The organism is Uliginosibacterium sp. 31-16 (genome assembly GCF_030730865.1).
GTDB lineage: Bacteria > Pseudomonadota > Gammaproteobacteria > Burkholderiales > Rhodocyclaceae > Uliginosibacterium.
The window spans coordinates 93,089-111,695 of sequence record NZ_JAVALZ010000006.1 but is presented as its reverse complement, the minus strand read 5'-3'; the positions used below and the strand labels follow the sequence as shown (position 1 = coordinate 111,695).

The window sequence follows — 18,607 nt, the reverse complement described above, 5'->3', positions numbered from 1 at the left end:
CCTCAGCGGCTTTGCTTGAGGGTTTCGCCGATCAGAAGGATTACGGAGATGAAATTGGCCAGCAGAGCGCCACCCGACAGCGAAACCACGATGGAAATGACCTGGCCATCCATGGGCTGACCGGTAATGTGGAGTTGCCACATCCATACGATGCTTGCGGCCAGCAACTGCAGCACCGCAACCAGACTCGTCGCCAGATGGGTGGCTCCGATATGGGTGCGGTCGCCGAACTTCAGCACCGTGGCGATCAGATTGACGATGATGGCCGCAAACAGCTCGGAAGCGTGGTGCAGTTCGGGGCGGTCAATGTCGCCGATGACAAAGCCGAAATTCAGCGTGCAGGCAAGGATGATGAAGAAACCGAAAATGATTTTTTCGAGATTCATGCTGGCGATTTCCTGTTTGGTTTTCCGGCATGCTGCCAGTTCCGGTGAACTGGCAGCAGGGAGCTGCCCGATCAGGCCTGCAGGATGATGCCGCTGCCCGCGCCGTCCTCGTCGCGGTCACGCAGGCTGATGATCGGCCAGCCCAGGGTTTCGGCGCGCAGGCGCAGGGCTACGCAGGGATCGACGGCAACCGGGTCGCTGACCTTTTCGAGCAGCGGAATGTCGTTGGCCGAGTCGCTGTAGAACCAGGTCTTGTCGAAGCTGGACAGATCCATTGCCATGGATTCCAGCCAGGCGTTCACGCGTTCGACCTTGCCTTCGCGGAATGCCGGAACCCCACGCGCCTTGCCGGTGAAGCGGCCGTTTTCAAGGGCCGGCACGGTGGCGATCAGGTGCGGCACGTGGAAGTGGTAGCGCACGATGCGCTCGGTCACGAAAGCATTGGTGGCGGTCACGATGGCGCACAGGTCGCCTTGCTCCACGTGCCAGCGCACCAGCGCTTGCCCCAGTGGATTGACCATATTGAACACCACGTCGTTCATGAACTCGTCGTGCAGCGTCATCAGCTCCTCGCGCGAACGGCTGGCCAGCGGGGCCAGCACGAAATCCAGGAAGGTGCTGATGTTCAGCGTGCCAGCCTTGTACTGCTCGTAGAAGGCGTCGTTGCGCGCCTTGAATTCAGCGGCGTCGACGACTCCCTTGTCGCACAGAAACTGACCCCAAGCGTGGTCGGAGTCGCCGTCGAGCAGCGTGTTGTCGAGATCAAAGAGAGCGAGGTTCATTGTTTTACGGGGAGTGATAGGTGATCGGTAATAGGTGACAAGATGGGGGCATGGCGACTTTACGCGTCACCTGCCCGTGACTCAAAACGGTAACCCTGGCTCGCATTCATCACGCAGGATCTCGCGCAGCAGTGGCAGTGTGACCGGGCGGGATTGCGTGAGTGAGGCGTCGTCCAGTTCGTCGAGCACACCCATCAGCCAGTGCGCATCGCGGCGGCCATGGCGCAGCAGGTATTCGACGATGTCGGCGTCCAGCGCAATGCCGCGCGCCACGGCGTGCTGGATCAGGAGTACGCCCTTGGCGTCATCATCCAGTGGCTGGATTTCAAAGATCAGGGCCTGGCCAATGCGCGTGCGCACGTCTTCGCGCAGCACCAGATGCTGGGGGGGGGCATTGCCGGCAAGGATCAGGCTGCCGGCGGCTTCGCGGGCCTGGATCAGCGCACGGAAGAGTAGCGCCTGACCGTCGGCGTCGAGTTGGTCTATATCGTCCAGCGCCACCAGCAGGTCTGGCTCCATCTGCAGCATCCCGCCTTGATCTGCGGGCAGGCGGGCTGAAGGACGGCCACTGGCGCGGCTCTCCGCGATGGCTGCCTGAAGAAGGTGGGTGCGCCCGGTTCCCGGAGCACCCCAGATGTAGAGCCAGCTGCCGTCGCGTGCTGCAATCTGGCGACGTAAGGCGGCCAGCAACGCGGCGTTCTCGCCCACGACGAAGTTGTCCAGCGTAGCTGGAACTTCGGGGCGGACGTCGAGCGTCAGCTGGTGCATCGGGGCAGGAGAGCAGGGGGCGGACATGGTCTGGATGTGCTGGTCGAGGTGCGGATTCTACCGGGCGGGGCGGGCTTCTCAAATGCCGCCGAGCACGGGCAAAAAAAAAGGATGGCCGAAGCCATCCTTTTGGTGTTGCCTGCAACGATCGAAGCTTACGGCACGGGCGCCCAGCTGATTGCGCTGAAGATGGTCGCACGGTCCGCATTGGTCGGATAGGCTCCGCTCGCAGTGAAGTCCCCCAGACCGGCAGCCGAAACGTCAGAGCTCGTAAGCTGCTTGCTGTTGGAGGTACGACCACTCACCGAGAGTGCAACGCTGGACATGTCCATACTGTTGTACTCACGCCATCCCGTGCTCGCCGTCGGCGTGGCAGGGTTCGGTGCAGGGTTGCCCGACACCCCCGACGCCCAGCCCAGGGCTGCAATATGCGTATCCATCTTGCAGTTCAGGAAGGCAATGTTGTCGACCCAGGTGCCCGACGCTGCACGAGCCAGATAGCTCGCTGCATTGCTGCCTGTCGCCACATGAACACCTGCCGGGCCATCGGCATAGGTCAAAGAGCTTCCTGCGAAGATGAACCCTTTCCCTCCCGAGTAGGTACGGGCCTGCAGGATGTAGCCACCCGTGCCGTTCGCGTACCCGGAAACGGTAGATGGGTATTGCGAGTCACCGAGCATCTCGATGGTGCTGGCTTCAAACAGGGAAACGTAGTTGTTGCCCCAGATGAAGTCGACGTTGCCCGAGACCTTGGTGTTGTAGAACCATGCGTAGCCCTGCAGTTGCAGCGTGTCCTGCTCGCTGTAGAAATTGGCGTTCTTCGCAACCAGACGATGGCCGCTGGTTGATGTCGATGCTGACTTGAAGAAGATTGCCTCCGCCTGATTCGAGAACAGGCTGCTGCGCAGGTGCGTGCTCTTCAGAGTCAGTGTATCCAGCGTGAACATGTCGCTGTTTTCCACCATGAGTACGGAACGGCCGCCACCTGATGTCGCACCCACAGCACCGGCCCCGGAACCACTGTTCAGGGTTTCGTAGTTGTTGTACTGGAGGATCACACCGGCACGGCTCTCGCCGAGGATCGTCACGTTCGCACGGTTGTACAGGTACAGCATTTCGTTGTACGTACCGTTCTTCACGTTGATGACCGGGTTGCTGACCGAGGTGTTCACCATGTAGTAGTTCAACGCGGCCTGTACGGTGTGGAAGTCTGCCGTCGTATCCGTTTGCGGGGCAACGGTCACGGATGACAGACCCGTCGCCGGTCCAGCGGACTTGGTCGTGAAGGCCCATCCAGCGGCCTTGCCGATCCCGGCAAAGGTCTTGCCAGCCAGCGTGGCGCCAGTGAAGGCAGTGTCGGAAATGCCCACGTAGTAGCTTGTGCCGTAGGTCAGTTTGCCGCTGTGCGGGGTGATCGTGACGGTGTTTCCGTTGATCTGGATCGGAGTGGTGTTCACGCCCCGTACCGTGGAACCTGTCACGCCGATCGAGTCGTTTTCACCACTCAACTGGATCTTGTCGACCAGTGAATTGTCGCTGGTCTTGAAGATGCGGATCGTGCCGGCGGAGCCCAAGGTCGGAGCGGAATCGAAGGTGAGCTGCAGCTTGTCTTCCGGGTACACGGTCGTTGCGCCGGCCGCCGGCAACACATTGCCGGTGAGCGTGTAGGTCGTCGTGGAGTCCGTGTAGGCGGGCTGAATTGTTGCCGTGATGGTCTTGACTACCGAGGCATCCGAACCGCTGACAAACTTGATCGTGGCTGTCCCTGTAGCAACCGGAGTCAGGGTAACCGTGGTTCCACTGGTTGCCACCGACACAACATTGCTATTACTGGACGTTACCGTGAAGGTGTCGGCAGAGCTGTCTGTTTTCTTGGCTGTCACGGTCACGCTCAGCGGGGTGGCTCCAGCTTCGGCCGTATACGAGTTGCCAGCGCTCAGTGACAGTTGCGTCGGCTTGACGCTCGGATCGCCCACCTTCACGTCATCAATCAGGAAGGATTTGTTATAGGTGAACAGACCGATCTTGCCGGAGGTGAAACCCGTCGCGCTGTCCGTATAGCTGGCAATGGTGTCACCATCCAGATACATGGTGGTCACGTTGCCAATGATTTCCATGCGGACGGTGTACCAGTTGCCGTTGCTGATGGCCTTTTTGGTTTGCGACGAACGGGAAATAGTGCCGTTGTATGCATAGCCAGCTTCCACTTGGGTGCTGCTGGTGCTGTTCTGCACGTTCAGGCCGCCCAGGTTCCAGTTGGTGTTGTTCTGGTAGCGCCCGATCATGAACAGCTGTTTGTTGCCGGTCGTAGAGTTCGTCTGCGGTTGAATCCGCATTTCCACGTAGTAGTCCCCCTTCGTACCGACCTTGGATGTCCAGACGGCATCCTTCATCAAGGCCACCACGCCATTTGTGACGGAACTGCTCACGCTGAGCGTCCCTGCCGTGTACTGCAAAGCCTTGGTCGTCGCGCCATTCACGTCAGTGGCATCCACCACGGCGAACGCGGCATCGCTACCGTTGGGGGTCAGCGTCCAGTTGTCGGAATTTCCGGCCTGGAAGTCGTCGCAGAAATACAAAGTGCTGCTGGTTGCGGGGCAACTCTGCGGGCTGACGCCTCCGCTGGAGCTGCTGGAACTCGAACTGCTCGAACTCGAGCCGGAGCTGCTGGAGCTGGAGCTGCTGCTCGTCGTGCCATTGTCGGAGCTGCCACCGCCGCTGCCGCCTCCGCAGCCCGTCAGGGCCAGCGCACTGAACAAGATCGCAGCGGTAAAGCCGCTGGACCGGGAAAGAATACTCATGAGTTATCTCCTCTCAAGAATGTTTGTATAAATCATTTGGTACCGGAAACTTTTATTGTTTTGCCGAATGATATCGGTAACAAAGTTTGTTTTGTGAATTTTCAGGAGTGAGGCATGTGTTTTTTTCATCTGTTGTGTCGTCGCAACAGATGCTCCAGGGGCTGTTGCGCTGCCTCTGCGGCAATTCGCCCCATAACTGACGGGCATCCCGGCGCTCAAGCGGGTAAAATGCCGCACTTTCCCGATTGCCCGAGTTCATCAACATGGCCCAGACCCCTCTCGATTACGCTGCTGCTGGCGTCGATTACACGAAGATCGACCCGCTCAAGATCCTTGCCCAGAAAGCCGCCAGTGCTACGGCCGTGAATCTGGGCGGTCATGGCGTGACCGAGATCCCCGCCTCGCGCGGCGAATCGGCCTACGTGATGGACATCGGCGGCACCCTGATCGCCTCGATCACCGAATGCCTGGGTACCAAAGCGCTGGTCGCCGACGCGGTGCGCCCGATTACCGGCAAGACGCATTACGACGCCATCGCTCAGGACACCATCGCCATGGCGGTGAATGACCTGATCACCGTCGGCGCCACGCCCTTGTCGGTGCATGCCTACTGGTCCGCGGGCGGCAGCGAATGGTTTGCCGACGAGCAGCGCATGCGTGATCTGGTCTCCGGCTGGCAGAAGGCCTGCGACGTGTGCAAGGTCAGCTGGGGCGGCGGTGAAACGCCGGCACTGGCAGGCGTGGTCGAAGCCGGGCGCATCGATCTGGCGGCATCCAGCGTTGGCGTGATTCCTTCGCGCGATCGCCTGACGCTGGGCGACAAGATGCAGGACGGTGACGCCATCGTGCTGCTCGCTTCCTCCGGCATCCACGCCAACGGTGTGAGCCTTGCGCGCAAGCTGGTTGAGCGTCTGCCGGAAGGCTATGCCACCAAACTCTCCGACGGCCGCTGTTACGGCGAAGCCTTGCTGGACCCGACCACGCTCTACGTGCCGGTCACCGAAGCCCTGTTCGCTGCCGGCGTCACTCCGCACTACTCGGCCAACATCACCGGCCACGGCTGGCGCAAGATCATGCGCCACCCCGGCTCATTCACCTACCGCATCCACACCCTGCCGGACGTGCCGCCGGTGCTCAGCTTCATGCAGCAGCACGCTGGCATCGACGACCGCGAAGCCTACGGCAGCCTCAACATGGGCGCCGGCTTCGCCTTCTACGTTGCCGCCGAACAGGCTGAAGAAGTGGCGCGCATTGCCAATGGCCTGGGCATCAAGGCCTGGGTGGCCGGTCGCGTCGAAGCCGGTCCGAAGCAGGTGGTGATCGAGCCGCTGAATCTGACGTATGCAGCCGACGAGCTTCATCTGCGGGCTTGATTCAGGGGATAGTCGTGAAGCTTATTCCTCCACGACTTTATCGGTACCGGTCGCTGGATAGTATCGATCCAGTAACTAAAGAACCCGTTGTTCAACGGATCATTCTTCATGGTGAACATTACTTTCCCTCACCGCAGCAGCTGAATGATCCGTTTGAGTGCCGCCCTCTTTCGGGATTTTCGTCTAAAGGGGCGAACACCCGAGCCCATATTGGGGAATTGGTAAAAAAAAGAGTTCCCGGCGCCAAACCTGCTGCGAGGGTGCAATTGGCAGCGCAAATGGCGCGTATGCCACCTTTGCAGCGAGGCCAACTGACTGAGATTGGACTTCTCTCTTTGTCTGAGTTGCCTGACTCTCCGTTGATGTGGGCTCATTACGCAGACATGCACCGAGGGGTGTGTCTTGAATTTGATACATCAAAGTGGCTTTTTCAGCTTGCGTTTGATGTTCGATATCAAGAGCAGTATCCCTTCGTTGATACGGCTAATCAGGATTATTCCGAGATGCACCGAATGGTCGCGTGCACAAAGGCCACGTATTGGGACTACGAAAAAGAGTGGCGGATAGTGTCCTACGCTAAAAATGACGGAAGTGTCCTGGCTGCGATGGGGCTTGACGTAAAGTTGGTCGGCTCGGGGCTATATACCGCTCCTGTTGATACGCTTACGGGAGTGGTTTTCGGTTTGAACTGCGAAGATACGAAGCAAAGCGATGTTCGCGCTTGGGTTAAGGATGCTGGGATAACCTGCACATTCCATAAAGTCGAGTTAGATGACAGGCAATTCAAATTTAAGCTTGTTTCGTGCTGACTAGATCAACGGTGGCAGATTGGTGACGAAACCCGATTTCATCCTCTTCGACCTCGACGGCACCCTCAGCGATCCGCTGCAGGGCATCGGCCGTTCGCTGAATTACGCGCTGGCGCATTTCGGTTATCCGGAGCGCGAGCTGGACGATCTGAAACCCTGCATCGGGCCGCCGCTTGACCAGAGCTTCCGCGTGCTGACCGGCACGGACTCGGACGCGCATATTCACGAGCTGATCGCCAAATACCGTGAGCGTTATGGCGACATCGGTTACGCCGAAAACACCTTGTACGCAGGCATTCCAGAGGCGCTCGCCGCGCTGCATGCGAGGGGCAAGCCGCTGGCGTTGTGTACCTCCAAGCGTGCGGATTTTGCCGAGCGGATTCTTGAACTCTTCGGCCTGCGCCAGTACTTCCGCTTCGTGAGCGGTGGCGATATCGGCATCCACAAGTGGCAGCAGATCGCCGGCCTGATCACGGCGGGTACGATCACGCAAGGTGGCGTGATGGTGGGCGACCGGGATGTGGATATGATTGCCGGTCATCGCAATGGCCTCGCTGCTGCTGGCGTGCTGTGGGGTTTTGGCGATCATGCCGAGCTGTCGGCCGAAGGGCCGCGTTACTTGCTCAGCGAGCCGGGCGAACTCGTTTCCGCCCTGGGCTAGCGCGTTATCGGGTGCTTGCCCGTTAGAATCTGCACGACGATTCTTCTGAGAGAACTCGTTGCTGCGTGTAGCGGTGGTTCAAGCTGCACCGGAACAGGCATACGCATTGGCTGCGACCATGCTGTTGCTGTGCATGCCGGGGGCTCCGGTTGTCGGCGATCAGGAAAAAATATCGGGGGAGTGCTGAATGAATAATCCGCTCAGGTTGTTTCAGTTCATTTTTGGTGGCATCGGTGTTCTGCTTCTGGCTGTCGCGATGCTATGGTTTGCCAGTACGCGGAGTTTCGTGAACGGAGCACAACATGTGCCCGGTGTCGTGGTTCAGCTGGAGATATCCCGGGGTGACGATTCCGATGTTTACTACCCCATCATCGGTTTCCAGTCGCTTGATGGACGTGAGCATGTCTTCCGTTCCAGTTCCGGCAGCAATCCGCCTTCGTATGATCAGGGGGAGGATGTCGAGGTGCTCTATGATCCTGCAAACCCTGACAAAGCCAGTATCAACGGCTTCTTCGCCTTGTGGGGTGTGGTGCTTATCATGGGTAGCCTTGGGCTGCTGTTCTTTGCCATTGGTGCGGGGATCTGGTTTGCCGCATGGCGCAGCGGCTCGTCGGCGGCCAACTTGCGCGAAAGCGGACAGGCTGTTCAGGCCGAGTTTCTGCGCGTGGAAGAAATCGGCCATCTGGAGGTCAATGGCCGGAATCCCTGGCGCCTGGTGGCGCAATGGCTGAACCCGCAGACCGGGAAACTGCACGTGTTCTACAGCGAAAACCTGTGGTTTGATCCCGCAGCCCATATCCATCAGAAGCACGTGAGAGTGTTCATCGATCCTGCCAACCCGAAGCGTTACAGCGTGGACACGAGTTTTCTTCCGGAACTGGCTGAGTAGCCAGGTTGCCAACAGCGTCAGGGGCCAGACGCTCGTTGTTGAGGTCTGCGTGCTTGATCGGGAGGCTTAACCCGTAACGCCGGTCCGGTCCGTTACAGTGTCACGACTGACTTTCAGGGGAACGAAATGCGTAAGAGCTTGTGTGCGGTCATGGTGGTACTGGCCCTGACGGCCTGTGGCCGGAAAGAGGAGGCCGCTCCGATGTTGGCTGCTGCGCCGGCGCCGGAGATGAAACGGGGTGCGGTACTGACGGAGACCGATAAGGCGATGGCACCGGCAGCCATGGAGGCAGTGGCGGATGCGCAGCCACGCCACATCGAGCTGCGCCATAACGTAACGCTCGAAGTGCCGGCGGACAAGCTTGAGGCGGTGTGGCGCGAGCGTCTGGAAGCCTGCAGGCTGCCAGCCTGTGAAGTGGTGTCGGCTGGCATCGAAAATCAGAATGGGGATATGGGCGGAGCCAACCTGTCCTTGCGCATCGTGTCGGCGCAGGCGGGCATGCTGCTCGATACCTTGCGCGGACTGGGCAAGCTGGCGCAGCACCAGATGAGTCAGACCGACCGGACCAACGAGGTGGTCGACATCCAGGCGCGTCTCGCCAATCAGAAAACCCTGCGCGACCGGCTGCGCACGCTGGTGGCGAGTCGTAATGTCGCGAAAGTCAGCGAGTTGCTTGAAGTGGAGCGCGAACTGGCCCGCGTGCAGGGCGAGATCGATTCGGCCGAAGGCCAGATGCGCGCCACCCTGGCGGTGACGGAGAAAATCAGCTTTGACATCAATTTCCGCGCACCCGCCTCCTTCAGCCGGCCCGGCAGCTGGGAGCCCCTGCGCGAGGCCTGGCAGAACATGGGCCGCACGTTCGCCGCCAGCCTCGCCGGGCTGATGTACTTCCTGGCGGGTGGTCTGCCCTGGTTCGTGGTCGGCGGCGGGGTGATCTGGGCCCTGCGCCGGCTGTGGCGCAAACTGCGCGCACGTCGCGAAAACAAGGCTGCCTGAAGAGCGGCTTCTGGCAAGCATCTTCGGGTGGCCTGCCATGTGGGCCGCACGGGGATTCACTGTGCGGCCAGGGGTGTTGCAGAGTGCCGCTGGATGCGGGTCTGCAGATGATGCCCGGCGGGATTGCTTGCGAAGTCGTGGTTCAGATGAAGTCGGCGGCGATCAGGCGTTCGCCGCTGGCATGCTCTCCGGCGATGATGGTCCGGATCGCGGTAGCGATCTGTTCGGGCGTGCGCAGTGCACCGTCACGCAGGAACCCCTGAAAGCGTTCTACGCTCGGAAAGTCTTCCCGGCTACTCGCGCGGATATCGGCCTGCATGGCTGTATCCATGATGCCCGGATCAATGATCAGGGTGCGGAACGGACGCGCTTCGAGGGCCTGTTCAAGCGTCAGCGCGCGCATGAAATTATCCAGACCGGCTTTGGCCGCGCAGTACAGCGACCAGCCCGCGTGCCCCTTGGTGGCCGCGCCCGAGGAGATGCTCACCAGCGTCTTGCGCGCCGCGCTGCTCTGAAAATAGCGGATGGCTTCGCTCATGAACAGGATGGCGGATACAAGGCTTGCATTCAGGTTGGCCTGCACTGCTGCGGGCGCCTTGCGCGAAACCGGGCCGATCGGGTCGAGCATCGCGGCGTTGCTGATGATCACGAGTTCACTGACCGCCTGACCCGCCGCGAGCGGCGCCAGGCGCTCGGCCACGCTGTGCGCGACCTGTGCCGGGTTGGTGAAGTCGCAGGCCACCGAGAACGGATGCGGCGCACTGCGCGAGAACTCGACGAGTTCAAACCCGGCGTCGCGGTACTGCCGGCACAACGCGGCGCCCAGACCGCGGGAACCACCGGAAATGATGGCGAGCTTCATTTTTGCCTCCTGATCGTGCGTTGAGATCGTGATGATGTGGCTGCGGTTAAACCGGCTGAAGAGCGGTGATGTCTGGAGAGGCGCATCTGGCAAGGGTCTTCAGGTGGCCTGTCGGGTGAAGCGCGCGGAGCCTGCTTGATAGGGCCGGGTGGCTGAAAAGGCTTGCCAGAAGCGGCTCTTTGATGAGTCGCTGCTTAGCGGGCAATCAGCGCGTAGGGCAAGGCCACGAGGTCCAGAACGAACGAAAAGGGGAAATCAACCGCCGCCAGCACACCCATCCAGCATTCGGCGGAGCAATTGTTGGTGGCGCCGGCCACCAGCGCGGCATCAATCTGGGTGCCTGCCATCACTTTGTCGCCCGGGCAGGCGTAGGCGCCGCTGCAGGTCAGCCCATAGACCGAAGCGCAGGCCGACAGCGAAAGCGCCATGGCGATCGTGGCGGCACGGATCAGAAGGCGTTGCATGGGTTCTCCTTGAAGGGCGTAACGACCCCGTTACAGCTGGCTCGCCGCCTTCACAGCCAGATAGCGGTTCACGGTTTCAATCGCCAGATCTTCCGGTGCCACATCGAGGCACAGCACGCCTTCGGCACGCAGGCGCTTGAGCGCGGCTTCGCGGCGGCGGGCGTAGCCGACGGCGGCGGCCAGCCGCGCCGCGTCGTGGGCGTTGGCGATGGTGTCGCTTTGCGCCTGATCCAGTGCCGATTCACGCAGGCTGGCGACGAGCACCAGGTGGCGGCTGCCGAGCAGGCGTGTGGCGGCGATCAGGCTCTGATCATCTTCGTCGCGCAGGTTGGTCATCAGTACGACCAGCGCGCGTTTGCGTTCGCGCAGCAGCAGTTGCTGGGCGGCGCGTTCGAAATCGCTGACCTGCAGGCTGGGCTGCAGATCGTAGGTCTCGCGCAGGATGCGGCTGACGGTGGCCTGTGAATGCTGGGCCGGCAGGTAGCGCTCCGGCCCGCCGAGGGTCATCAGACCGACGCGGTCGCCGTGGGAGAGCGCCACGTAGGCGAGCATCAGCACCGAATCCAGGGCGTGGTCAAAGTGTGAAAGCTCACCGTCGCGTGCGCCCATGCGCCGGCCGCAGTCGACGAGCAGCAGGATGCGCTGGTCGCGTTCGTCCTGATACTCGCGCGAGATCATCTTGCCCATGCGCGTGGTGGCTTTCCAGTCGATCTGGCGCATGGAGTCGCCCTCGCGGTATTCGCGCAGCTGCGAGAAATCCATGCCCTGACCACGCCGCCGGCGCTGCTGCAGGCCGAAGCGCGCGTTGCGGTAGTCCACGGCGCGCAGGGCGTGGCGGGCGAGTGGTGCGAAGTTGGGATAGACGCGCACGTCCTGTGCTTCGCCGACTTTTGCCTGACGCAGCCAGGCGCGCCAGGGCGAGACTGTGCGCAGCTCGATCTGGCCGAAGCGATGGTCGCCGCGCAGGAGCGCCCGCACCCGGTAGCGCAGGGCGAAGCTGTTCTTGCCGGTGGTGACGATCTGGCCGGGCAGGCCTTCCTGCTGGAAGCCGGCGGGATGATGATCGAAGACCGCAAGTTGCGCGGGCACGGCGCCGGCCCAGTGCAGGCGCACTTCCACCGGTGACCATTCGCCCACGGCCAGCGTGCCGTTCACCACACGCTGGGCAGCAGGCAGGGCCTGCGCCCGGACCAGCAGCCAGTCTGCCGCCGCCCACAGGATCAGCACCACGCCCACCCCCGTGCACCAGGACAGGATGGCGGGCAGGAAGGCCGTGGCGATTGCCAGGGCGAGCCAGATGCCGAGCGCGGCGAGAAGGTGCCGGGAGGGCAGGTTCATGCGCGGGGTGCGTCCGTGCGCGCCAGCAGGCTGCCGAGCACGCCATCAATCGACAGGCCTTCGATCTCGGCTTCCGGAACCAGACTGATGCGGTGGCGCAGCGCGGGCAGGGCGATGCGTTTGACGTCGTCGGGGGTGACGAAATCGCGCCCGGCAATCAGGGCCATGGCGCGTGCAGCTCGCACCAGCGCAATGGCGCCGCGCGGACCGGCACCGATGGCAATGCCGGACCATTCGCGGGTGGCGCGGACGATGCGCACGGCGTAGTCGAGCACGCTGTCATCGACGCGCAGACCAGCGGCAATCTGTTGCATGGCGATGAGCTGCTCGGGCGTGGCGACCTGCTGCACGGCTTCCACTTCGAGACGATCACCGGTGCGTCCGGCGCAGGAGGCGGCAACCAGCGCGCGCTCCTCATCGTGTGTTGGGTAGTCGATCAGCACCTTGAGCAGGAAACGGTCGAGCTGTGCTTCGGGCAGGGCGTAGGTGCCCTCCTGCTCAATCGGATTCTGTGTGGCGAGGACCAGGAAGGGCGGCGGCAGCGGGATGGTCTTGCCCTCGATGGTGACCTGCGCTTCCTGCATCACTTCAAGCAACGCGGCCTGGGTCTTGGCTGGGGCGCGGTTGATTTCGTCGGCCAGCACCAGATTGGCGAAGACCGGGCCGCGGCGGATCACGAACTGGCTGCTGCGCGTGTCGTAGAGCGTATGGCCGGTGACGTCGGCGGGCATCAGATCCGGTGTGAACTGGATGCGCGAGAACTGGCCGCCGAAGGTCTTCGCCAGTGCCTTGACGAGCAGGGTCTTGCCCAGCCCTGGCACGCCTTCCAGCAGAATGTGGCCGCCGGAAATGAGGGCACACAGGGTGTGCTCGACAACCGCGGTCTGGCCGACGAAAACGCGGGCAACTTCGGCGCGCAGCTGGCGCGCCAGTTCAGTGGCTTCAAGGGGCGTGACGGGCAGGGTCATGAGAGTGCTCCGGGAGTGGTTTGCCGCAATTGGTTGCAATGCGCGCGCAGTGTCGCCAGGGTTTGGGCACGGCGCAGGAATTCGTGCTGTGAATCAGGCTCGGGCGCGAAAGCCCGGGTGATCTCGCCGGCCTTGATGCCCGACAGGTGTTCGCCCAGGCGATCGCGGCCTTCGATTTCAGGGTGACGGTGCTGCAGGTGTTCGAGCTGGCGCAGCACGTCTTCACGCAAGGGAGCGATCAGGGCTTCGTAGCTGCGTTGCTTGAGCAGGAAATAGCCGCTGGCGGCGAGGTGCTCGCGCAGGCCGGGGCGCACCGGCTCCGGTTCCGGCTGCAGGGGGCCGAAGCGTGGGGCTGCGCGCCACAGGCCGGCGAGGATCAGCAGGGCGAGGCCGGTGATGGCTTCGGGGGCATGCTCAAGCAGCCATTCCAGCAGGTCTGGATAGTTCGGCGCGAAAAGCATCAGCACCGGCCGCTTGCCGTCGGGCAGGCTCAGCAGGCGCACGAAGAGGCTGGCGTGATCGGCCTTGTCGAGTGCGTCGTTGGTGAATGGCGCGAAGCTGCCGACAGTGACAAAACCGTTACCCCATTTGAAGCGGGCATACAGCATGACGCTTTCACTTTCGTCATCCTCGGCGGAGGCCTGGAGGGGCTGGAACACGCGGGTGTCGCCCAGCGAGTCGTCATCCTTGAACGCGCCATCGGCCTGGACACTCCATTCGCCCGGTCGATCCATGCTCAGCGCCGCGTCGAATACGGCGGCGTTGCGCAGGCTGACGCTCACGTCATGACCCTCGATTTCCAGATCGCGCCGATCCAGATCCTGTTCGCGGCGCGGCGGAGCCGCGGAATTCGATTGCTGTGCGAAGCGTTCCCGGCCGTTTTCCAGGCGTCCCTGTACATCAATCTGCAAGGCCTTGAGCACTTCACTGCCTTTGTCGTCCGGGGTGATCGGCAGCACCAGATGGCCACCGCGCTTGACCCAGTCGAGCAGCCTCTGGCGCAGCGCCGGGTCGGCAAAGCTCTCATCACCGGAGAGCAGCAGGGTGCTCTGTGGCGCAAGCGTATCGAGCCGGGCGAGGTCCTCGCTGCGTTCGGCTGGATAACCGAGGCGGTTCAGCAGCAGCATGCCGGCGTGGTAGTTATTGCGCAGGGCTTCCTTTGTGTAACCCGTGCGCCGGGTGGTGTCGTGCCATTCCAGATGGTCGTACAGATACCAGCCGAACAGACCCAGCAGGATCAGGGCGGCGGCACTGATGATCAGGCGCGTTTTACTCATGCGTGCCTCCGCCGAATTCACGCCACCACTCCTGACACAGCGCCTCGATTTCGTGCGCTCCGATGCTTTGATGCGCGTAGGCCAGACGCTGCCAGCAGCCGAGCAGGCGGGCGAGGAAGGCCGAGCGTGCGGGGGCGTGCTTGCGGGTGCGTTCCAGACAATCGCCTTCCGTGTCACCGCGGGTGAAGGGCACCTGCTCCTGATGCGCCAGACGCGACAGGGTGCCGCGGAACAGCAGGCTCAGGGCTGCCCGCGTGTCGCCCGTGCGGAGCAGATGGAGGGCCGCGCCGGCGATGTCGTCGGGCAGCGATTGCGGGCGGATGTCGAACCCGGCCAGTTCGGCTGGCGGCACGTAGCGCGAGCCGCGCCCACTCCCCCAGCCAAAGCGTGAAACCAGATACAGGATCAGTGCTACGGCCACCAGGATCAGCACCCAGCCGCCCACCCGGCCGAGCGTGGCGAAGGCCTCGCCAATCCATTTCATGCCCTCGAAAACGCTGTTCAGCAAGCTTTGCAGCGAATCCGGCAGCTTGCTGGCTTCGGTCTTCTTGTCCTGCTTCGGGGCCTTGCGCCAGCGCAGCTCGCGATCTTGCTCTTCCTTGCCGAAAGCCGGGTCCTGCATGACCTGCTGGATTTCCTGGGCGGAGCGTTCGACGGCCTGCTCGCGCAGGGTGGCGTTGTCACTGGCGTGTGCTGGTGGCGAGCCGGCCAGGCTGAAGCCGAGAAGCAGGCACAGCAACACGCCAACGAAACTGCTGGCGAGTGCCTTGGCCTGCTCGGCGGTGCGGGCGCGAGCAAGGCGGCGCAGCTGCAGTTCCACATCCCAGGCTTCGAGATCGGTGCGCCGCTTGATGTAGAGCATGAAGCCGCCAGCCACATAAAGCGGCTCCAGCAGCAGGCTGCAGGCCAGCAGCGGCAGGTAGAGGAGCAGGGAGAGCCACAGCGGCGCCTCGGTCAGGCGCTGCCACAGGCCGCTACCCTGCTCGGGCCACATGCTGCTGGGTACGAGCATGGCGAGCAGACCGAAGAGGCTCAGCCAGAGAATGACCTCCAGATGCAGCCACACCAGGGTCTGCCAGCGTGCTGCGCTGCTCACGCGGCGGCTGAGCAGGCTCTTGCGCTGGCGGGCGGGCCTGCCGCGCAGGCCTTCGAGCACGTCGACCGGAAGTTTCAGGCTGCGGCTCATGCTGAAGCGGCCCCAGGTCAGGCCGGCGAAGAGCCGTGTGTGCCAGAGCAGGCCGGGCAGGGCGCGCAGGGTGGCGCGGACGCTTGGCGTCTCGCCGAACACGGAATGACTGACCACATGTACCGCTACCCGGTCGAACGCCGGTTTGAGCCACCACATGATCGGACTGACCCAGGAAATCTCCCCCTTCCACAGGGAAAAGATCAGCACCAGCACGGCCAGCACCGGCAGGGTCACCGCAAACCAGGCGGCATACAGCGGACGGGCGTGGTGAATGCCCAGGCGCACGCCGAGGTCGATGGCCTCCCAGTGATTGCGCGGGCGCAGGGCGACAGACAGGCGCTCAAGCTCCATCGTGGCTCCCATGCAGTCTGTGATGCGTCGAAGAGCCGCATCGGACGGTCATCTTCAAGCATGCATGCCGGAAACCGCCGTGTGTGTGGGCTCCTGGCAATGCCTGGCTGAAGAGTGACTGTGGAAGCGGCTTTGCGAGGCGGTGCCTCATGCACGCCTCCTTCCGGCAAACACGAAGTACACCAGCGGCAGCACGCACAGCACGCCGCCCACGCTCAGCTTGATCGGCAGCCCCAGCTTGAGGGGTGACCAGAAGGCCTCGATCAGCGCGGCGATGACCAGCATCACCGCCAGTCCGCAGACCATGCCGATCAGCGCCCGGGCCGTGTCGCGCAGGGCGGCACCGCGCGTGCGCTGGCCCGGGGCGATGACGGCATGGCCCAGACGCAGACCCGCCGCGCCGGAGAGGATGATGGCGCCGAGCTCGAAACCGCTGTGGCCGATCACGAAGGAATAGAAGTTCTCGGCCAGCCCGGCCTGGGTCAGACGCATCTCGACCACCCCGAAGGACAGGCCATTGAAAACCAGCGCGGTGATTGTCAGCAGCCCGGCCGTGATACCACCCGCAAAGCAGCGGAAGCCGATGCTGACGTTGTTGAAGATGTAGAAGCCGAACATCTGGAAATCGGTCGAGGCCTCGCGGGCCACGCGTCCCAGCGTTTGCGCATCGTTGCTGTACATCTGCTCCATGCGCGCCACTTCCAGCGGGCTCATGATCAGATAGGCCAGATCCGGTTGCAGGTGTACGGCCAGCATTATCGCCAGTTGCGGGCCGAACAGCAGCAGCGCTGCCGCCAGTACCCACCAGCGGTTGGCGCGCACATCGGCAGCGAAGCCGCCTGCCGCATAGGCCCAGGCGCGCTGGCCGAAATTGCCTTGCGCACCGTAGAGCAGGTCATGCCCCTGCTGGACCAGCTGATGCAGGTGTTCGACCAGCGACAGGCTGTAGTCGCGGTCACGGGCGAGGGCCAGATGCTGGCACAGGTGGCGGTAGCGTTGCGGCAGTTCGTGGGCGGCAAACGGCAGGGGCGGCCGGTCCTTGCGCTTGTTGACAGAGAGCTTCAGCCATTGCTCGAAGGCCTGCCAGTCGGCAGCGTGCTGCTGCTCGAAAAATTCCTGCTTCATGTGCGCCGCCCGATCAGGTGATTGGCCAGCCCCAGCAGCCGCTCCGCGCCCTGCGGACCGGTGGCGTCGTGCGCCAGGTGCGGCACCAGATCGGCCAGCTCTTCCTGGCGCGCCGGGGTGAGGCCCCGGGCGCGTTCGGCAAAGGCGACCAGTGCGCGCTGGGTGGCACGGTCCAGCGGCGCCGTGGGCATGATCGGCGTGGCCTCTGCCAGATCCGGCAAGGCTTGCTGCTTCTCGCGATAGACCACCAGCGTGTCGGCGACGATATCGCCCAGCCGGCGGAATTCCCTGTGACAGAGCATCGTGACCATGCCGAAACCGTAGGCAAAAGGCAGAAAATCAGCAGTGCGCAGCAGGTTGCGGGTCATCGAGGCGCCCCAGCCGATCGGGGTGCCATTGGCGTTGACCACCACCAGATTCAGTGCCCGCTTGCCCGGCGTGGCGCCCTTGCCCAGCACTTCAAAGAGCACCGGGTAGAACCATTCCAGTCCGAAGTAGAGCAGCAGCAGCAGGCCGCCGCCGAAGTCGCCCAGGCTTTCCAGCACCGTGCCCACGCTCATCACGACCCCCAGGCGGATGGCGAAATCGATCAGCCAGGCGAGCGTGCGCGGCAGCAGACCCGCCGGGCGCAGCTGGACTTCGATCAATTCGGGCGTGGTGACGGAACGCAGGGTATCGAGCATGGAACGGTGGCGGCGCCCGCAGACGCCGCCAGTGAAAGCGCAGGGGAGTTCAGTCTTCGATGTAGATGTCGCGGTAGGCGCCGTAGATGGATGCCCACAACACCGGGATCATGACCAGCAGGCCGAGGCCCAGAGGGATCATCGCCACAAACATCAGGAGCGTGACCAGAATGAAATAGATCAGGCCTCCGAGCCAGTTGCGCCAGCAGCCGGTGAAGCTCGACTTCATGGCGTCCCACGGGCTGAGGTCATGCAGCACGATCAGTGCGGGGGCGAACCAGAGCGCGGAATACATGAGGGTCGAGGCGACCATGATGAGCAGGAACATCAGCCCCAGAGAGCCGAACATGGTTGCGATCATCGCGGGGTCGGGCTGTTGTCCGCCCATGAACATGCTGAAGACGCTCACCCCCATGATCAGGACGACGGGAATCATGGCCAGCAGCATGAGGCCAAAGGCGATCAGCCCCAGAATGGCCAGCGGGCCGAATTTCTGCTGGAAACCAGCGAACAGGTCGCCAATATTCAGGCTGCCGTTACGGCGCTGGTTGTCACAGGCAATCACGATGCCGCCGCCAAGAACGGGGAACAGGATGAGGGTCAGCAGGTTAACCAGGGGGATCAGTGAAGTGATGATCCAGATGACCCCAAACAGGATCATCATCACGATCCAGGCACCCGGGCTCTGCTTGAAGCTATCCCAGCCCGCACCGATCCAGGAGGCACCGTGACCTGCATCCACCGTGCGTCCGCCGGGGATGAAATTGCCTTCGCTCTGGTACGGCTCGCCATCATTCACTACGGCGACGGGCGGGGCGTAAGGATTGCTGCCGGGTTCGTTCATCGGATGCTCCCTGTTATTTATTGAAATGTGGTTTTGCATGC

General features: G+C 62.6%; 18 protein-coding genes. 5 read left to right on the top strand and 13 right to left on the bottom strand.

Annotated elements, in window-relative coordinates; genetic code table 11:
* Positions 1-2: 2 nt before the first annotated feature.
* From Q9Q94_RS17405 to Q9Q94_RS17390, 4 genes are all read right to left on the bottom strand, one after another.
* Positions 3-386, bottom strand: a complete 384-nt coding sequence (locus Q9Q94_RS17405; RefSeq protein ID WP_305981407.1) for a DUF6394 family protein — start codon at positions 384-386, stop codon at positions 3-5.
* A 71-nt stretch (positions 387-457) separates the two neighbouring features.
* Positions 458-1,168: an HAD family phosphatase gene (locus tag Q9Q94_RS17400; protein ID WP_305981406.1), complete on the bottom strand. Its 711-nt coding sequence runs from the start codon at positions 1,166-1,168 to the stop codon at positions 458-460.
* A gap of 81 nt (positions 1,169-1,249) precedes the next feature.
* Complete coding sequence (hda, locus tag Q9Q94_RS17395) at positions 1,250-1,963, bottom strand: DnaA regulatory inactivator Hda (protein ID WP_305981405.1); 714 nt, start codon at positions 1,961-1,963, stop codon at positions 1,250-1,252.
* Positions 1,964-2,091: 128 nt separating this feature from the next.
* Positions 2,092-4,737 (bottom strand): family 16 glycoside hydrolase, encoded by a 2,646-nt coding sequence (locus Q9Q94_RS17390; RefSeq protein ID WP_305981404.1) that lies wholly within the window; start codon positions 4,735-4,737, stop codon positions 2,092-2,094.
* Positions 4,738-5,000: 263 nt separating this feature from the next.
* Here Q9Q94_RS17390 and Q9Q94_RS17385 point away from each other — a divergent pair, with 263 nt between their 5' ends.
* The 5 genes from Q9Q94_RS17385 (at position 5,001) to Q9Q94_RS17365 (ending at position 9,465) form a co-directional block, all read left to right on the top strand.
* Positions 5,001-6,110, top strand: a complete 1,110-nt coding sequence (locus Q9Q94_RS17385) for an AIR synthase-related protein (RefSeq protein ID WP_305981403.1) — start codon at positions 5,001-5,003, stop codon at positions 6,108-6,110.
* Positions 6,111-6,124: 14 nt separating this feature from the next.
* Positions 6,125-6,919, top strand: coding sequence for a DUF2971 domain-containing protein (locus Q9Q94_RS17380; RefSeq protein ID WP_305981402.1), 795 nt, complete (start codon positions 6,125-6,127; stop codon positions 6,917-6,919).
* Positions 6,920-6,941: 22 nt separating this feature from the next.
* Positions 6,942-7,580: an HAD hydrolase-like protein gene (locus tag Q9Q94_RS17375; RefSeq protein WP_305981401.1), complete on the top strand. Its 639-nt coding sequence runs from the start codon at positions 6,942-6,944 to the stop codon at positions 7,578-7,580.
* Between the two features lie 187 nt (positions 7,581-7,767).
* A complete protein-coding gene (locus tag Q9Q94_RS17370) occupies positions 7,768-8,469 on the top strand; it encodes a DUF3592 domain-containing protein (RefSeq protein ID WP_305981400.1) in 702 nt (233 codons plus the stop codon).
* Between the two features lie 126 nt (positions 8,470-8,595).
* On the top strand, positions 8,596-9,465 hold the full coding sequence (locus Q9Q94_RS17365; RefSeq protein ID WP_305981399.1) for a DUF4349 domain-containing protein: 870 nt from the start codon (positions 8,596-8,598) through the stop codon (positions 9,463-9,465).
* Positions 9,466-9,607: 142 nt separating this feature from the next.
* On the opposite strand, the gene Q9Q94_RS17360 is transcribed toward Q9Q94_RS17365, so the two are convergent.
* The 9 genes from Q9Q94_RS17360 to Q9Q94_RS17320 all read right to left on the bottom strand — a co-directional run bounded on the left by Q9Q94_RS17360 (position 9,608) and on the right by Q9Q94_RS17320 (position 18,566).
* On the bottom strand, positions 9,608-10,327 hold the full coding sequence (locus Q9Q94_RS17360; RefSeq protein WP_305981398.1) for an SDR family NAD(P)-dependent oxidoreductase: 720 nt from the start codon (positions 10,325-10,327) through the stop codon (positions 9,608-9,610).
* 194 nt (positions 10,328-10,521) lie between these two features.
* The gene (locus Q9Q94_RS17355) at positions 10,522-10,791 is read right to left on the bottom strand and encodes a YceK/YidQ family lipoprotein (RefSeq protein WP_305981397.1); all 270 of its coding nucleotides are present in this window, start codon (positions 10,789-10,791) and stop codon (positions 10,522-10,524) included.
* Positions 10,792-10,821: 30 nt separating this feature from the next.
* Positions 10,822-12,129 (bottom strand): DUF58 domain-containing protein, encoded by a 1,308-nt coding sequence (locus Q9Q94_RS17350; RefSeq protein WP_305981396.1) that lies wholly within the window; start codon positions 12,127-12,129, stop codon positions 10,822-10,824.
* On the bottom strand, positions 12,126-13,097 hold the full coding sequence (locus Q9Q94_RS17345; RefSeq protein ID WP_305981395.1) for a MoxR family ATPase: 972 nt from the start codon (positions 13,095-13,097) through the stop codon (positions 12,126-12,128). The genes Q9Q94_RS17350 and Q9Q94_RS17345 overlap by 4 nt, the downstream gene beginning before the upstream one ends.
* Positions 13,094-14,374: a DUF4350 domain-containing protein gene (locus Q9Q94_RS17340; protein ID WP_305981394.1), complete on the bottom strand. Its 1,281-nt coding sequence runs from the start codon at positions 14,372-14,374 to the stop codon at positions 13,094-13,096. The genes Q9Q94_RS17345 and Q9Q94_RS17340 overlap by 4 nt, the downstream gene beginning before the upstream one ends.
* Positions 14,367-15,926: a DUF4129 domain-containing protein gene (locus Q9Q94_RS17335; RefSeq protein ID WP_305981393.1), complete on the bottom strand. Its 1,560-nt coding sequence runs from the start codon at positions 15,924-15,926 to the stop codon at positions 14,367-14,369. Before Q9Q94_RS17335 ends, Q9Q94_RS17340 begins: the two co-directional genes overlap by 8 nt.
* Positions 15,927-16,061: 135 nt before the next feature.
* The gene (locus tag Q9Q94_RS17330) at positions 16,062-17,039 is read right to left on the bottom strand and encodes a stage II sporulation protein M (protein WP_305981392.1); all 978 of its coding nucleotides are present in this window, start codon (positions 17,037-17,039) and stop codon (positions 16,062-16,064) included.
* A complete protein-coding gene (locus Q9Q94_RS17325) occupies positions 17,036-17,722 on the bottom strand; it encodes an RDD family protein (protein WP_305981391.1) in 687 nt (228 codons plus the stop codon). Before Q9Q94_RS17325 ends, Q9Q94_RS17330 begins: the two co-directional genes overlap by 4 nt.
* Before the next feature lie 49 nt (positions 17,723-17,771).
* Positions 17,772-18,566 carry a BPSS1780 family membrane protein gene (locus tag Q9Q94_RS17320; RefSeq protein ID WP_305981390.1) on the bottom strand — a complete coding sequence of 265 codons (795 nt, stop codon included), beginning with the start codon at positions 18,564-18,566 and terminating at the stop codon, positions 17,772-17,774.
* Positions 18,567-18,607: the final 41 nt, after the last annotated feature.

Coding starts and splice junctions, on each gene's coding strand:
- Q9Q94_RS17405 (WP_305981407.1), bottom strand. CDS start 386: ATGAATCTCGAAAAAATCATTTTCGGTTTCTTCATCATCCTTGCCTGC.
- Q9Q94_RS17400 (WP_305981406.1), bottom strand. CDS start 1,168: ATGAACCTCGCTCTCTTTGATCTCGACAACACGCTGCTCGACGGCGAC.
- hda (WP_305981405.1), bottom strand. CDS start 1,963: ATGTCCGCCCCCTGCTCTCCTGCCCCGATGCACCAGCTGACGCTCGAC.
- Q9Q94_RS17390 (WP_305981404.1), bottom strand. CDS start 4,737: ATGAGTATTCTTTCCCGGTCCAGCGGCTTTACCGCTGCGATCTTGTTC.
- Q9Q94_RS17385 (WP_305981403.1), top strand. CDS start 5,001: ATGGCCCAGACCCCTCTCGATTACGCTGCTGCTGGCGTCGATTACACG.
- Q9Q94_RS17370 (WP_305981400.1), top strand. CDS start 7,768: ATGAATAATCCGCTCAGGTTGTTTCAGTTCATTTTTGGTGGCATCGGT.
- Q9Q94_RS17365 (WP_305981399.1), top strand. CDS start 8,596: ATGCGTAAGAGCTTGTGTGCGGTCATGGTGGTACTGGCCCTGACGGCC.
- Q9Q94_RS17360 (WP_305981398.1), bottom strand. CDS start 10,327: ATGAAGCTCGCCATCATTTCCGGTGGTTCCCGCGGTCTGGGCGCCGCG.
- Q9Q94_RS17355 (WP_305981397.1), bottom strand. CDS start 10,791: ATGCAACGCCTTCTGATCCGTGCCGCCACGATCGCCATGGCGCTTTCG.
- Q9Q94_RS17350 (WP_305981396.1), bottom strand. CDS start 12,129: ATGAACCTGCCCTCCCGGCACCTTCTCGCCGCGCTCGGCATCTGGCTC.
- Q9Q94_RS17345 (WP_305981395.1), bottom strand. CDS start 13,097: ATGACCCTGCCCGTCACGCCCCTTGAAGCCACTGAACTGGCGCGCCAG.
- Q9Q94_RS17340 (WP_305981394.1), bottom strand. CDS start 14,374: ATGAGTAAAACGCGCCTGATCATCAGTGCCGCCGCCCTGATCCTGCTG.
- Q9Q94_RS17335 (WP_305981393.1), bottom strand. CDS start 15,926: ATGGGAGCCACGATGGAGCTTGAGCGCCTGTCTGTCGCCCTGCGCCCG.
- Q9Q94_RS17330 (WP_305981392.1), bottom strand. CDS start 17,039: ATGAAGCAGGAATTTTTCGAGCAGCAGCACGCTGCCGACTGGCAGGCC.
- Q9Q94_RS17325 (WP_305981391.1), bottom strand. CDS start 17,722: ATGCTCGATACCCTGCGTTCCGTCACCACGCCCGAATTGATCGAAGTC.
- Q9Q94_RS17320 (WP_305981390.1), bottom strand. CDS start 18,566: ATGAACGAACCCGGCAGCAATCCTTACGCCCCGCCCGTCGCCGTAGTG.